Here is a 14,143-nt window from a genome sequence, read left to right on the forward strand (position 1 = left end):
TAAGGATGTTGTAACTAAAGTGGTTAATATTATGGCGCGTTACGATCTCGTAGACCGACTCAACACTACCTTTCGCCAGATGGAACAAGAGCTGGCTGCATTTGCCGCTCATCTTGAGCAACACAAGCTATTGGTTGCCCGCGTGTTCTCTTTGCCGGAGGTAAAAAAAGAGGATGAGCATAATCCGCTTAATCGTATTGAGGTGAAACAACATCTCGGCAACGACGCGCAGTCGCTGGCGTTGCGTCATTTCCGCCATTTATTTATTCAACAACAGTCCGAAAATCGCAGCAGCAAAGCCGCTGTCCGTCTGCCTGGCGTGTTGTGTTACCAGGTCGATAACCTTTCGCAAGCAGCGTTGGTCAGTCATATTCAGCACATCAATAAACTCAAGACCACGTTCGAGCATATCGTCACGGTTGAGTCAGAACTCCCCACCGCGGCACGTTTTGAATGGGTGCATCGTCATTTGCCGGGGCTGATCACCCTTAATGCTTACCGCTCGCTCACCGTTCTGCACGACCCCGCCACTTTACGTTTTGGCTGGGCTAATAAACATATCATTAAAAATTTGCATCGTGATGAAGTCCTGGCACAGCTGGAAAAAAGCCTGAAATCACCACGCAGTGTCGCACCGTGGACGCGCGAGGAGTGGCAAAGAAAACTGGAGCGAGAGTATCAGGATATCGCTGCCCTGCCACAGAACGCGAAGTTAAAAATCAAACGTCCGGTGAAGGTGCAGCCGATTGCCCGCGTCTGGTACAAAGGAGATCAAAAACAAGTGCAACACGCCTGCCCTACACCGCTGATTGCACTGATTAATCGGGATAATGGTGCGGGCGTGCCGGACGTTGGTGAGTTGTTAAATTACGATGCCGACAATGTGCAGCACCGTTATAAACCTCAGGCGCAGCCGCTTCGTTTGATCATTCCACGGCTGCACCTGTATGTTGCAGATTAACGCCCGGCTTTCATACTGCCGACCATCTGTTCTGGCCGTACCCAGCTGTCAAACTCGGCTTCGCTAAGATACCCCAGCGCAAGGGCCGCAGCTTTTAAGGTCAGCCCTTCTTTATGCGCTTTTTTGGCGATCTCCGCGGCTTTGTCATAACCAATGTGGGTGTTAAGCGCAGTCACCAGCATCAGCGATTCATTGAGTAATTGATTGATTCGCTCACGATTCGGTTCAATACCCACTGCGCAGTGTTTGTTAAAACTTTCCATGCCATCTGCCAGCAAGCGCACCGATTGCAGGAAATTATGGATCACCATCGGACGGAAGACGTTCAGTTCAAAGTTACCGGAAGCGCCACCCATGTTGATCGCCACGTCGTTCCCCATTACCTGACAGCAGAGCATGGTTAATGCTTCACACTGGGTTGGGTTCACTTTCCCCGGCATGATTGAGCTGCCCGGCTCATTTTCCGGGATTGAGATTTCACCAATTCCGCAGCGCGGGCCAGAGGCCAGCCAGCGGACATCATTGGCGATTTTCATCAGTGACGCAGCCAACCCTTTCAACGCGCCGTGCGCCTGAACCAGGGCATCACAGGTCGCAAGCGCTTCAAATTTGTTCGGCGCGGTAACAAACGGTGCACAGGTAATGACTGCCAGTTCATCTGCTACGCGACGCGCATACTCCGGATGGGTATTTAGTCCAGTACCCACCGCTGTACCGCCAAGAGCCAGTTCCGCTACGTGAGGCAGGCTGTATTCGATATGTTTGAGATTATGCTCGAGCATCGCTACCCAGCCGGAAATCTCCTGCCCTAGTGTTAGCGGCGTGGCGTCCTGCAAGTGGGTTCGACCGATTTTGACGATATCGGCAAATGCACGCGATTTTTCACTCAGTGTCTGCGTCAGGGTTTTAAGCTGCGGAATGAGTTGCTTGCGCAGCGCCAGCAGCGCCGCAACGTGCATCGCCGTCGGAAAGACATCGTTGGAACTTTGGCTTTTGTTCACGTCGTCGTTAGGGTGAACTTTACGTTCCATCCCGCGCACGCCGCCGAGTAATTCACTGGCCCGGTTAGCCAGCACTTCGTTCATGTTCATGTTACTTTGCGTGCCGGAGCCGGTCTGCCAGATAGCCAGCGGGAATTCGTCGTCATGCTGTCCTGCCAGTACTTCATCCGCCGCCTGCCGAATGGCGCTCGCTTTCTCTTCAGACAACAAGCCTAAATCTTCATTAACTTTTGCCGCTGCGCGCTTGGTTAGCGCCAGCGCATGAATCAGTGAGGTGGGCATTTTCTCCGTCGAAATGCGGAAATGCTCCAGCGAGCGTTGAGTTTGTGCGCCCCACAGCTTATCTGCCGGGACATCAATCGCCCCCATCGAATCTTTTTCGCTGCGTACTGTATTCATGGCCTGCTCCTCACCTGTTTAATTTTTTCTTTCTGTTTTGCTTTCGCTAAGCAACTTTTAGCTCACTTATTATTTACTATTTGATAACAAGTGTTTGGTCTTTCGTGCCATGTAAAAAAACCGCCCCGAAGGGCGGCTCTGTTTATTTCACACAGCGAGTGCACTGTGTGAGTTGTATCTGCTGGAAGAAGTCATTTCCTTTATCATCCACAAGGATAAACGCCGGGAAATCTTCCACTTCAATTTTCCAGATGGCTTCCATTCCCAGTTCCGGATATTCAACACATTCCAGGCTCTTAATACTTCCCTGCGCCAATACAGCGGCCGGACCACCGATACTGCCAAGGTAGAAGCCGCCGTGTTTTTTACAGGCATCCGTCACCTGCTGGCTGCGGTTGCCTTTCGCCAGCATGATCATACTTCCGCCCTGCGCTTGCAGTTGATCGACATAAGAATCCATCCGTCCGGCGGTCGTTGGGCCAAGAGAACCGGAGGCATAACCTTCCGGCGTTTTGGCCGGACCCGCGTAGTAAATCGGATGATCTTTAATGTACTGCGGCAGCCCTTCACCGTTATCCATCCGCTCTTTCAGTTTGGCGTGAGCAATATCACGACCGACGATAATCGTGCCGTTAAGCGATAAGCGTGTAGAAACGGGATACTGCGACAACTGTGCGAGGATCTCTTTCATCGGACGGTTAAGGTCAACGCGCACCGCTTCGCCTTCTCCCGCTTTACGCAGCTCTTCAGGGATATATTTACCTGGATTATGTTCCAGTTTTTCGATCCAGATCCCCTGACGGTTGATCTTCGCTTTGATATTACGGTCAGCAGAGCAGGAAACACCCATACCAACCGGACAGGATGCGCCGTGACGTGGCAGGCGAATCACGCGTATGTCGTGAGCGAAGTATTTACCACCAAACTGCGCACCCAGACCGAGATTTTGCGCTTCGATCAGCAATTCTTTTTCCAGTTCCACATCGCGGAATGCCTGACCGTGCTCATTCCCTTCCGTTGGCAGTTCGTCATAGTATTTAGCGGAAGCCAGTTTCACTGTTTTAAGGTTAGTTTCTGCAGAAGTTCCACCAATTACGAACGCAATATGATACGGAGGACAGGCCGCCGTACCCAGCGTGCGCATCTTCTCAACCAGGTAATTTTTCAGTTTCCCCGGCGTTAGTAACGCTTTGGTTTCCTGATAGAGATACGTCTTGTTTGCCGAACCACCACCTTTGGCGATACAGAGGAATTTGTACTCGTCGCCATCAACGGCATAAAGATCGATCTGCGCTGGCAGATTGGTGCCGGTATTCACCTCTTTATACATATCCAGCGGCGCGTTTTGCGAGTAGCGCAAATTATCTTCGATATAAGTGTTATAGACACCGCGCGCCAGCGCCGCTTCATCACAGCCACCGGTCCATACACGCTGCCCTTTTTTACCAACAATAATCGCAGTGCCGGTATCCTGACAGGTTGGCAGAACACCTTTCGCCGCGATGTCGGAGTTGCGCAGGAATTGCAGCGCCACATATTTATCATTTTCGCTGGCTTCCGGGTCACGCAGAATGTCGGCCACCTGTTGTTGGTGAGCCGGACGCAGCATAAATGACGCATCATGAAACGCCTGACGCGCCAACAGAGTTAACGCTTCGGGTGCGACTTTCAAAATCTCCTGCCCTTCAAATTCAGATACGCTAACGTGTTCGCTGGTTAGCAGGTAATACTCAGTATCATCTTTTTTGAGTGGAAAAGGAGCCTGATAATGAAAGGGTTTGTTTGACATTGTTCTCTCACTTACTGCCTGGTTTGGTTATGCTCTGGGCGGGTGTTCCGTTGCCCTGTTAAAAGCGAGTAACAATATCCTACACACTTTTTTAACAAAAACTGAGACTAGTACGACTTTTTGCGGCTCCAGGTTACTTCCCGTAGGATTCTTGCTTTAATAGTGGGATTAATTTCCACATTAAAACAGGGATTGATCATGCAAAAACTCATTAACTCAGTGCAAAACTATGCCTGGGGCAGCAAAACGGCGTTGACTGAACTTTATGGTATGGAAAATCCGTCCAGCCAGCCGATGGCCGAGCTGTGGATGGGCGCACATCCGAAAAGCAGTTCACGAGTGCAGAATGCCGCCGGAGATATCGTTTCACTGCGTGATGTGATTGAGAGTGATAAATCGACTCTGCTCGGAGAGGCCGTTGCCAAACGCTTTGGCGAACTGCCTTTCCTGTTCAAAGTATTATGCGCAGCACAGCCGCTCTCCATTCAGGTTCATCCAAACAAACGCAATTCTGAAATCGGTTTTGCCAAAGAAAATGCCGCAGGTATCCCGATGGATGCCGCCGAGCGTAACTATAAAGATCCTAACCACAAGCCGGAGCTGGTTTTTGCGCTGACGCCTTTCCTTGCGATGAACGCGTTTCGTGAGTTTTCCGAGATTGTCTCCCTACTCCAGCCAGTCGCAGGTGCACATCCGGCAATTGCTCACTTTTTACAACAGCCTAATGCCGAACGTTTAAGCGAACTGTTCGCCAGCCTGTTGAATATGCAGGGTGAAGAAAAATCCCGCGCGCTGGCGATTTTAAAATCGGCGCTCGACAGTCAGCAGGGTGAACCGTGGCAAACGATTCGTTTAATTTCTGAATTTTACCCGGAAGACAGCGGCCTGTTCTCCCCGCTGTTACTGAATGTGGTGAAATTGAATCCTGGCGAAGCGATGTTCCTGTTCGCTGAAACACCGCACGCTTACCTGCAAGGCGTGGCGCTGGAAGTGATGGCGAACTCCGATAACGTGCTGCGTGCGGGTCTGACGCCTAAGTACATTGATATTCCGGAACTGGTTGCCAATGTGAAATTCGAAGCCAAACCGGCTAACCAGTTGTTGACCCAGCCGGTGAAACAAGGTGCAGAACTGGACTTCCCGATTCCAGTGGATGATTTTGCCTTCTCGCTGCATGACCTTAGTGATAAAGAAACCACCATTAGCCAGCAGAGTGCCGCCATTTTGTTCTGCGTCGAAGGCGATGCAACGTTGTGGAAAGGTTCTCAGCAGTTACAGCTTAAACCGGGTGAATCAGCGTTTATTGCCGCCAACGAATCACCGGTGACTGTCAAAGGCCACGGCCGTTTAGCGCGTGTTTACAACAAGCTGTAAGAGCTTACTGAAAAAATTAACATCTCTTGCTAAGCTTATTAAAGGCTTATAACACCTTCAGGCGGCCAGTCCGCCTGATTTCATTTTATGGATAATCATTATGAATAAATCGCTGGTAGCGGTAGGCGTCATTGTTGCGCTAGGCGTAGTCTGGACAGGCGGCGCATGGTATACAGGCAAGAAGATTGAAACCCATCTCGAAGACATGGTCGCGCAGGCGAACGCGCAACTAAAACTGACAGCTCCTGAATCCAACCTGGAAGTGAGTTATCAAAACTATCATCGCGGCGTATTCAGCAGTCAGTTGCAACTGTTGGTGAAACCCATTGCCGGGAAAGAAAATCCGTGGATTAAAAGCGGTCAGAGCGTCATCTTCAACGAATCGGTTGATCATGGTCCCTTCCCGCTTGCCCAGCTTAAAAAACTGAACCTGATCCCGTCGATGGCATCAATTCAAACCACGCTGGTTAATAACGAAGTAAGCAAACCACTGTTTGATATGGCAAAAGGTGAAACGCCTTTTGAGATTAACTCGCGCATTGGTTACAGCGGTGATTCCAGTTCCGATATTTCGCTCAAGCCACTGAATTACGAGCAAAAGGATGAAAAAGTCGCCTTTAGCGGCGGCGAGTTCCAGTTAAATGCTGACAGAGACGGCAAAGCCATCTCCCTTTCCGGGGAGGCGCAAAGTGGTCGGATAGACGCAGTTAACGAATACAACCAGAAAGTGCAGTTGACCTTTAATAATCTGAAAACCGACGGTTCCAGCACGCTGGCAAGTTTTGGTGAGCGCGTAGGAAACCAAAAACTGTCACTGGAAAAAATGACCATTTCAGTGGAAGGCAAAGAACTGGCACTGCTGGAAGGCATGGAGATCAGCGGTAAATCGGATCTGGTCAATGACGGTAAAACGATCAATAGCCAACTGGATTACTCGCTAAACAGCCTGAAGGTACAGAATCAGGATCTGGGCAGCGGCAAGCTGACTTTAAAAGTCGGCCAGATTGATGGTGAAGCCTGGCATCAGTTCAGCCAGCAATATAACGCGCAAACTCAGGCGCTGCTGGCACAGCCAGAAATTGCCAACAATCCCGAACTTTATCAGGAGAAAGTGACGGAAGCCTTCTTTAGCGCCCTGCCGCTGATGTTGAAAGGCGATCCGGTGATTACTGTCGCGCCGCTAAGCTGGAAAAACAGTCAGGGTGAAAGTGCGCTGAATCTGTCGCTGTTCCTGAAAGATCCGGCAACGACTAAAGAAGCGCCGCAAACGCTGGCGCAGGAAGTAGATCGTTCGGTTAAATCTCTGGATGCGAAACTGACCATTCCGGTGGATATGGCAACTGAGTTTATGACTCAGGTAGCGAAGCTGGAAGGTTATCAGGAAGATCAAGCGAAAAAACTGGCGAAACAGCAAGTTGAAGGTGCATCAGCAATGGGGCAGATGTTCCGTCTGACCACCTTGCAGGACAATACCATCACCACCAGCCTGCAATATACTAACGGTCAGATAACGTTAAATGGGCAGAAAATGTCGTTAGAAGATTTTGTTGGCATGTTTGCGATGCCAGCTCTTAACGTTCCGGCTGTACCGGCAATTCCGCAGCAGTAATTCACGGCCAAAACGCCGGAGAATTTTCACTTCGGCGTTTTCAAACCAGAGATTGCCTGATGCGCTACGCTTATCAGGCCTACCTTTTCCTGCAATACTTTGAATTTATGAGTTTTTGTAGGCTGGATAAGGCGTTTACGCCGCATCCGGCATAAAAAAACGCGCACTTTGTCAACAATCTGAAACGCCGGAGGTTTTTCTCTCCGGCGTTATTTCTTACTTCAGCATAAAGTCATACTGAATACTCATTTTCACATCCCAGTAATTCAGGCGATCGCCCAGCGTACTGCCATCGCGCTTTTCCCGCCCTTTATCGGCAGCAAGAAAGAAATTCATCCCTTGTAACGGCCCTTCGCTGACCCGATAGTTCATACCACCTAAGATACCCGTGCCTTCAATCCGCACATCTCGTTTACTGGATTCATAGCCGCGAGTCACAATCGGTGCAAATGTCAGTGTAAATTGCGGCGTTAAACGATAGTTGACGCCCAATTGCCAGGACTGCATTCCTTCACGGTTACGATCAAGACTTAATGAAAAGGGATAGCCAATGTCGGTATCCACCACGGCACCATTCATTGCATGGCGCAAATAACCACCACTGCCAAATACGCTTCCCCACGGCGCATTCCAGGTCAATTGTCCACTAACCAACGCCGTTTCATTGGGCTGGCTGGTATTACGACTTAAACCTTCGAGCTGCGCGTAAAAGCCGAGCAACTCCCCTTTCAACGTATAATTCGGGTCGAGCGGTATGCTTTTCTCGAGAATACTTTGTATCTGATTGGAAACATCTTTCTGTACCGATGCCCCCAGAGAATAGCGACTGGTATCATCATGCCAACTGGCGGCTAAAAAAGAACGTGCGCGATGTTTATCGTATTTTCCCGTCTGGCTGTTATACACCCCTTCATCACGAATACCGGTTGTTGAATCAGTCCATAAAAATACTCGTGAACGCCACATTCCCCACAGATCAATATTTGGTGTTAAAGCCCAATAACCTAATGCTCCTTCAGAAACTGTCGGTAATGTACGTTGCGAACTGCCAGCCATTAACGGAATACGATAAGGTAAGCTACCATAACTATAATCCGTCCCGAAGCGACCTAATTTAAGCAGGCTATTTTCACAGGGTTTTATTTTTACTGCCCCCAGGGCAAAGCCAAAACTTTTATCACCATCAAGATACCACCGGGTACTCATATCAGCACGAGCACCTAATTTATAAACATAATATGCCCCGCCTTCAACGCCAATAATATTGGAATAATAACCACTATTGAAATCGAACAATCCTCTCTGTACCCATGCGTAAATATCTCTTCCCGCGCCAGCACTGGGCTTATCCGCCCTGCGCAATTCGTTTTTCAGTCTGATGCGTAGTCCCGCTTCATCGTCAGCCAGTTGCGCCGCATAAGCAGAGGTAAGGCCAGAGGCAGCCGTCAGGCAAATAACGGCCATGGCCACTATTTTTCTCATAGTTGCACCTTTGATGTTCTGATTATTTTTATTGAATATTAATTAGTGATATCGCTGATTAATTGCTGCTGCACTTTTTTACGATTATCAATTTCAACCACGATTTCTTTGAATTTTTTATCCGTGAGCGGATAAAACCAGATAATAACGAATGCCAGTAGCATAAATCCGCAAGGTACTAAGGCAATTGATGTGCGGATGCTCATAATAACTTCCGGCGTTTGCACCTGATTGGCGATATATCCGCTTAATCCCAAAATAAAGGCAGGAATTGAACCTCCGATTGCCTGACCGCATTTACGGGTAAATGAGAATAGTGAATAGGTGAGCCCTTCAATTCGCACGCCGGTCAGGTATTCACCGTATTCTACGGTATCAGCTTCCAGTGCCCACATCACAGTCATAGTAACGCCCTGACCAATTGAAGCGATGGCCAACGCAACCAACGCCACCGGCAGTGACCAGACGGAAACCCAGAAGAATAGCAGATAACCGCAGGTTCCCAGCAAAGCGCCAATCAGGAAGGTATTCTTTTTACCGCTCCTCGCGACCATCCCCGGCACCAGCGGTGCCGATGCCACAGTACCAACCAAGTTTTGCACCAGTACCAGCACAGTGAACAGCCCGGTATCATTTAACACATAGCGCTCGTAGAACAACGACGAGGCGCTGACCGCAAAGGTCGAAATCAGCACACACAGCGCACCGATGCACAACATAAACAGCGGGCGATTCCGTTTCAGGGTTTGCAGACTGATCTTCAATGACGGCTGCGCAACGATACGTACCACATTCTCACGCGTCGATTTGAAGCAGATGAAGTAAAGCACCATTCCGGCAATCGCCAGCACAATCGTCCAGAAATGGTATACCGACACCATCTCTTCCGGGCTGGAGTTCTTAATGCTCGGCCCTATCAGAAATGCCAGGCAGACAAAGGTCAATGAAGCGGCAATCCCACGAGCCGCGCCCAGACGGGCGCGGGATTGTGGTTGTTGGGTCATCGCGGTAGCAAGTGAACCATAAGGAATATTCACCAGGCTATAGCAAAGCCCGAGGCCCATGTAGGTCAAATATGCATACACTACTTTGCTGCTATGGCTCCAGTCGGTCGGTACCCAGAATACCAGCACGCTGAAGATCATTAACGGCGCAGTACCGAAGAGTAAAAACGGGCGGAATTTTCCCCAGCGGGTATTCACACTGTCCACCACTCGTCCGGCAAAGACGTCGGCGAAGGCATCGAATACCCGCACCAATAACAGCATGGTGCCCGCCGCAGCGGCACCGACGCAAGCGACGTCGGTGTAGTAACTCAACAGGAAGAGCGCCCCCATTGCGAAGGCGAAGTTATTGGCGACGTCACCGAGGCTGTAGCCGACGATGGTGCGCCAGGAGAGTTGTTGATTCATTGTTTGCCTCCCTGCTGCGGTTTTTCACCGAAGTTCATGCCAGTCCAGCGTTTTTGCAGCAGAAAAGCCGCCGACTTCGGTTTGCGGTCGCGGGTGAAGATCCCCTTCTTGTTACCGCCAACGCGCAATATGCCTTGCGAGGTCGCAAAATCGGCGAAATTCCATACCTGTTCACCGACGCCGGCACTGACGCGATCAAAGACGCGGTGATACATATCCAGCCATGCACACTGATACTCTTCACTCCACATGTCGGTGTACATTGAGTGCAGCCCGGCTAACGTATCCACGCCGTATTCGGTGATGATAATCGGCTGATGCAGTTTCTCCTGCCAGGCTAGAAGTTCTTTTTCCAGTACCTTCTCTGCCGTTTCCAAATCGCCGCTTTGGACATACCATCCGTAATAACGGTTCAGGCACAGCACATCAAAGAGATCGCTGATGGTATCGGTGTGAGCGTCGCAGAACATTACATTGACGCAGGTGATCGGACGCGTCGGGTCGAGTTTACGCGTTGCTTCCGCCAGTGGCGCGAAATATTCTCGTGCACCTTGCGGACGGGTATCCGGTTCGTTGGCAATACTCCACATCACCACGCTTGGGTGGTTTTTGTCACGCGCTATCAGCTCTTTAATCGCCTGTAAATGCGCCTGCTGAGTTTCCCCGTTGACAGCCTCTTCGCTGTACAGTTCTTTCGGCTTGTTGCCCGCTTCGAAACCAATGCCTAAAGAGAGGTTAAAGCCGACAGCTGCAGTTTCATCAATCACCACGATGCCATGTTCATCTGCCCACTCGAGCATCTCTTCAGCGTAAGGGTAATGCGAGGTTCGGTAGGAGTTGGCCCCAATCCAGTCCATTAATGCGTGATCGTGCACCATCAGCACGTTATCGAATCCTTTGCCTCGCAAATCCGCATCTTCATGACGACCAAAGCCAGTAAAGTAGAACGGTTTGTGGTTGTTCGTCCTTCACTGCCACTGACCGGATGCCGACGCGCAGCGGGTAGATATCACACTCTGTCTGGCTTTTGGCTGTGACGCACAGTTCATAGAGATAACCTTCACCCGGTTGCCAGAGGTGGGGATTCACCACTTGCAAAGTCCCGCTGGTACCTTGTCCAGTTGCAACCACCTGCTGATCCGCATCACGCAGTTCAACGCTGACATCACCATTTGCTACCACCTGCCAGTCAACAGACGCGTGGTTACAGTCTTGCGCAACATGCGTCACCACGGTGATATCGTCCACCCAGGTGTTCGGCGTGGTGTAGACCATTACGCTGCGATGGATCCCGGCATAGTTAAAGAAATCATGGAAGTAAGACTGCTTTTTCTTGCCGTTTTCATCGGTAATCACCATTCCCGGCGGGATAGTCTGCCAGTTCAGTTCGTTGTTCACACAAACGGTGATACGTACACTTTTCCCGGCAATAACATACGGCGTGACATCGGCTTCAAATGGCGTATAGCCGCCCTGATGCTCCATCACTTCCTGATTATTGACCCACACTTTGCCGTAATGAGTGACCGCATCGAAACGCAGCACGATACGCTGGCCCGCCCAACCTTTCGGTATAAAGACTTCGCGCTGATACCAGACGTTGCCCACATAATTACGAATATCTGCATCGGCGAACTGATCGTTAAAACTGCCTGGCACAGCAATTGCCCGGCTTTCTTGTAACGCGCTTTCCCACCAACGCTGATCAATTCCACAGTTTTCGCGATCCAGACTGAATGCCCACAGGCCGTCGAGTTTTTTGATTTCACGGGTTGGGGTTTCTACAGGACGTAACATAAGGGACTCCTCATTCAAATAAAAATACTGGTCAACCTTTAATCTGATTAGTTAACCAATTCTGTGTTGCACACAGTTATCTGTGAGAAACCCATGGAAGAGAAATGGAAATAAAAAGAACTGACACCGCGATCAAAAAACCAAAATCTGCAATACGCACAGCGTGATATAGATCGCATTAATCTTTAAAACAGCGTTGACAGAAGCCATAAAATAAGCAATCGAACGCTCGTTCGAGCATCTTGAGAACGATAAACTCTCATGACATATGGCTACGGTGAATATTTTGGGGGGGAATTCTCCGATCCCGGCTAGATTGTATTTTGTACAGGGAAATTAAAGTATGAAACGCGGGCACAGTTATCACCAGCCCGCGAAATGAGAGGATCAGGATGCGGTTAAGATACCGCCAATCATCGCGCGTAATCCCTGAGCAAACGACGCTTCACGCGCCAGATCTTCCGCTTCGATATCGGCCAGTACACCGTAGGTCAGATCCAGCAGTAAACGTGAAGTCATTGACGTGTTGATGTCTGGGCTTATCTCGCCTTTTTGCTGGGCATCACGCATCCGCTGGGCAACAAATTCAGTGATCGTCATATGCTTATTTTTAAGCATGGCGGCGACCTGTGGGTTACGCATCCCTTCCGCCATAATTTCGACCACCAGCGCCCGTTGCCCAAAGGCTTCATGGGTGAGAGAGACAATAGACTCGACCATATAGTCAACAAAATGAATCCCTTCAATCGGTTCCCGGAAACGGGCCAGCGCCCTCTCCTGGTCCTGTAAGATAATCGCCTGAATCAAGGCTTCTTTGGAGATGAAATGGTGATAAAGCGTCCCGGGACTAATGGCGCAGGATTTACAGATGGCTTTCATCGAGGCACTGTGAAATCCATTTTCTGAAAAAATCTCTCTGGCAGCATTGAGGATCCGGGTCCGTGTCGGTTGTGCTTCAGTCTGCATGTTATCCATCATTAAACCATTATAGTTAGCGTGAATAACTAGTTTACCGCGTTGTCAGGTGAGCGCCTATCATTGCTGTTGAATAGTGCGAAGGCACACTCTATTCGTATGCTTTTCATCCAGCTATTGGTTAACCAATAGCCGTGATTTGGCTGCCAGTTGTTTAGCAGAGACGTTGATGAATTGCACACGCTATCCCGGTAAACAACACATACGGCTGTTTACCGGTTCGTTAGTGTATTAATTGAGCTCCTGTACCCCACCACCGGAGACGGTGAGAATTTGTCCGCTTACCCAGCTGGCTGCAGGCGAGCAAAGGAACAGCGCCGCGTTAGCAATATCTTGCGGTTGACCCAGACGTCTGATCGGCGTGTGCTGTAACATTTTTTGTTCAATTTCTGGTGTAATAACGGATTTCAGGGCATCGGTTAATATTGCCCCCGGCGCAATGCCATTCACCCGAATATTTTTTTCACCCAGGTCAAATGCCATATTTCTGACCAGATGACTGGCCGCAGCTTTAGATGATGCATAGGAAGTCATGTTTATATTTTTATTTTCTGCCGCCATAGAAGTGATGGTCAGAATAACGCCACCGCCATTTTTTTCCATTTCTGGCGCAACAAGTTGTGACAGATGGAAAAAAGAAAACACATTCAGTTCATAAGCACGGCGAAAATCCGCCATTGGCATATCAAACGGTTTAGGTCCACCGCCACCGGCGTTGTTAACCAGAATATCAACTTTACCCAGCTTACTGATAGCAAAGTCTGCCAGTGCAGAGAGTTCCTGTTCGGAAGTAATATCACAACGGCAGGCAAATGCCTGCCCCCCCAGTTGTTGAATTTCGTCTACAACATGGTTAGCTGCGTCGGCGTTAATATCACTGACCACCACAGATGCGCCAGCTGTCGCGAATGTAATGGCGATTTCTTTACCAATACCTGCACCCGCACCTGTGATGATGGCGCATTTTCCGTCGAGTCTCAGGTTGTCAGAATTAAACACATAAACCTCCTGTGAACTTCAGTAAAAATAAAAGGCACCGCCTGTGTGTAATGCCAGTCAGTTAAGCAACTGACTGGCTCTTTTTCGGGGCTGTGGGGTATTTCCAGGGCCTCTCCTTTACCACTCTCGGAAGGCCCTTCCCCTTCTCGTCGGTAATTTCACAAGTTGTCCCATACTTGCAAGATCGCGCATCAGCTCCGGTATACGTCCCGGTGAAGCGCCCTGCAATGTCATCAGCATTCTCATCACCATTCCGCATGATTCTGAGAAACTCAGTTGATTCGGCCAGTAACCTTTCAGATGTTCCGCCATTTTAATCATCTGATATCTCACCAGATTATAAGC

9 protein-coding genes and 2 pseudogenes are annotated in these 14,143 nt (G+C 49.6%); 3 read left to right on the forward strand and 8 right to left on the reverse strand.

The window, feature by feature from the left end; translation table 11 throughout:
- The first annotated feature begins 31 nt into the window (after positions 1-31).
- Positions 32-961, forward strand: a complete 930-nt coding sequence (gene tus, locus BHE85_RS15650) for a DNA replication terminus site-binding protein (protein WP_001399164.1) — start codon at positions 32-34, stop codon at positions 959-961.
- On the opposite strand, the gene fumC is transcribed toward tus, so the two are convergent.
- Entirely contained in the window at positions 958-2,361 is a 1,404-nt protein-coding gene (fumC, locus tag BHE85_RS15655; protein ID WP_001099102.1) for a class II fumarate hydratase, read from the reverse strand. The two genes, tus and fumC, sit on opposite strands and share 4 nt — an antisense overlap.
- A gap of 142 nt (positions 2,362-2,503) precedes the next feature.
- The gene (gene fumB / locus BHE85_RS15660; protein WP_000066628.1) at positions 2,504-4,150 is read right to left on the reverse strand and encodes a class I fumarate hydratase; all 1,647 of its coding nucleotides are present in this window, start codon (positions 4,148-4,150) and stop codon (positions 2,504-2,506) included.
- Between the two features lie 198 nt (positions 4,151-4,348).
- On the opposite strand from fumB, the gene manA reads away from it, so the two are divergent.
- Together manA and BHE85_RS15670 are read left to right on the forward strand one after the other, a co-directional pair.
- A complete protein-coding gene (gene manA, locus BHE85_RS15665; protein WP_001170683.1) occupies positions 4,349-5,524 on the forward strand; it encodes a mannose-6-phosphate isomerase in 1,176 nt (391 codons plus the stop codon).
- Positions 5,525-5,624: 100 nt separating this feature from the next.
- Positions 5,625-7,133: a YdgA family protein gene (locus BHE85_RS15670; RefSeq protein WP_001043345.1), complete on the forward strand. Its 1,509-nt coding sequence runs from the start codon at positions 5,625-5,627 to the stop codon at positions 7,131-7,133.
- A gap of 216 nt (positions 7,134-7,349) precedes the next feature.
- On the opposite strand, the gene uidC is transcribed toward BHE85_RS15670, so the two are convergent.
- From uidC to BHE85_RS15700, 6 genes and pseudogenes are all read right to left on the reverse strand, one after another.
- A complete protein-coding gene (uidC, locus tag BHE85_RS15675) occupies positions 7,350-8,615 on the reverse strand; it encodes a glucuronide uptake porin UidC (protein ID WP_001227055.1) in 1,266 nt (421 codons plus the stop codon).
- 38 nt (positions 8,616-8,653) lie between these two features.
- Positions 8,654-10,027: a glucuronide transporter gene (gene uidB / locus BHE85_RS15680; RefSeq protein ID WP_039064125.1), complete on the reverse strand. Its 1,374-nt coding sequence runs from the start codon at positions 10,025-10,027 to the stop codon at positions 8,654-8,656.
- Positions 10,024-11,824 (reverse strand): annotated as a pseudogene (gene uidA / locus BHE85_RS15685) (beta-glucuronidase). Before uidA ends, uidB begins: the two are co-directional and overlap by 4 nt.
- Before the next feature lie 387 nt (positions 11,825-12,211).
- Positions 12,212-12,802 carry a DNA-binding transcriptional regulator UidR gene (uidR, locus tag BHE85_RS15690; protein WP_000969095.1) on the reverse strand — a complete coding sequence of 197 codons (591 nt, stop codon included), beginning with the start codon at positions 12,800-12,802 and terminating at the stop codon, positions 12,212-12,214.
- Between the two features lie 228 nt (positions 12,803-13,030).
- Positions 13,031-13,798: a 7-alpha-hydroxysteroid dehydrogenase gene (gene hdhA, locus BHE85_RS15695; protein WP_000483353.1), complete on the reverse strand. Its 768-nt coding sequence runs from the start codon at positions 13,796-13,798 to the stop codon at positions 13,031-13,033.
- A 61-nt stretch (positions 13,799-13,859) separates the two neighbouring features.
- A pseudogene (locus tag BHE85_RS15700) lies at positions 13,860-14,143 on the reverse strand (IS4 family transposase); the annotation flags it as partial.

This window comes from Shigella sp. FC1567 (assembly GCF_001743015.1).
GTDB classification, from domain to species: Bacteria; Pseudomonadota; Gammaproteobacteria; order Enterobacterales; family Enterobacteriaceae; genus Escherichia; species Escherichia coli.

Bases quoted from the DNA above. Each gene is read 5' to 3' on its own strand.
- tus (WP_001399164.1), top strand. From the start codon at position 32: ATGGCGCGTTACGATCTCGTAGACCGACTCAACACTACCTTTCGCCAG.
- fumC (WP_001099102.1), bottom strand. From the start codon at position 2,361: ATGAATACAGTACGCAGCGAAAAAGATTCGATGGGGGCGATTGATGTC.
- fumB (WP_000066628.1), bottom strand. From the start codon at position 4,150: ATGTCAAACAAACCCTTTCATTATCAGGCTCCTTTTCCACTCAAAAAA.
- manA (WP_001170683.1), top strand. From the start codon at position 4,349: ATGCAAAAACTCATTAACTCAGTGCAAAACTATGCCTGGGGCAGCAAA.
- BHE85_RS15670 (WP_001043345.1), top strand. From the start codon at position 5,625: ATGAATAAATCGCTGGTAGCGGTAGGCGTCATTGTTGCGCTAGGCGTA.
- uidC (WP_001227055.1), bottom strand. From the start codon at position 8,615: ATGAGAAAAATAGTGGCCATGGCCGTTATTTGCCTGACGGCTGCCTCT.
- uidB (WP_039064125.1), bottom strand. From the start codon at position 10,027: ATGAATCAACAACTCTCCTGGCGCACCATCGTCGGCTACAGCCTCGGT.
- uidR (WP_000969095.1), bottom strand. From the start codon at position 12,802: ATGATGGATAACATGCAGACTGAAGCACAACCGACACGGACCCGGATC.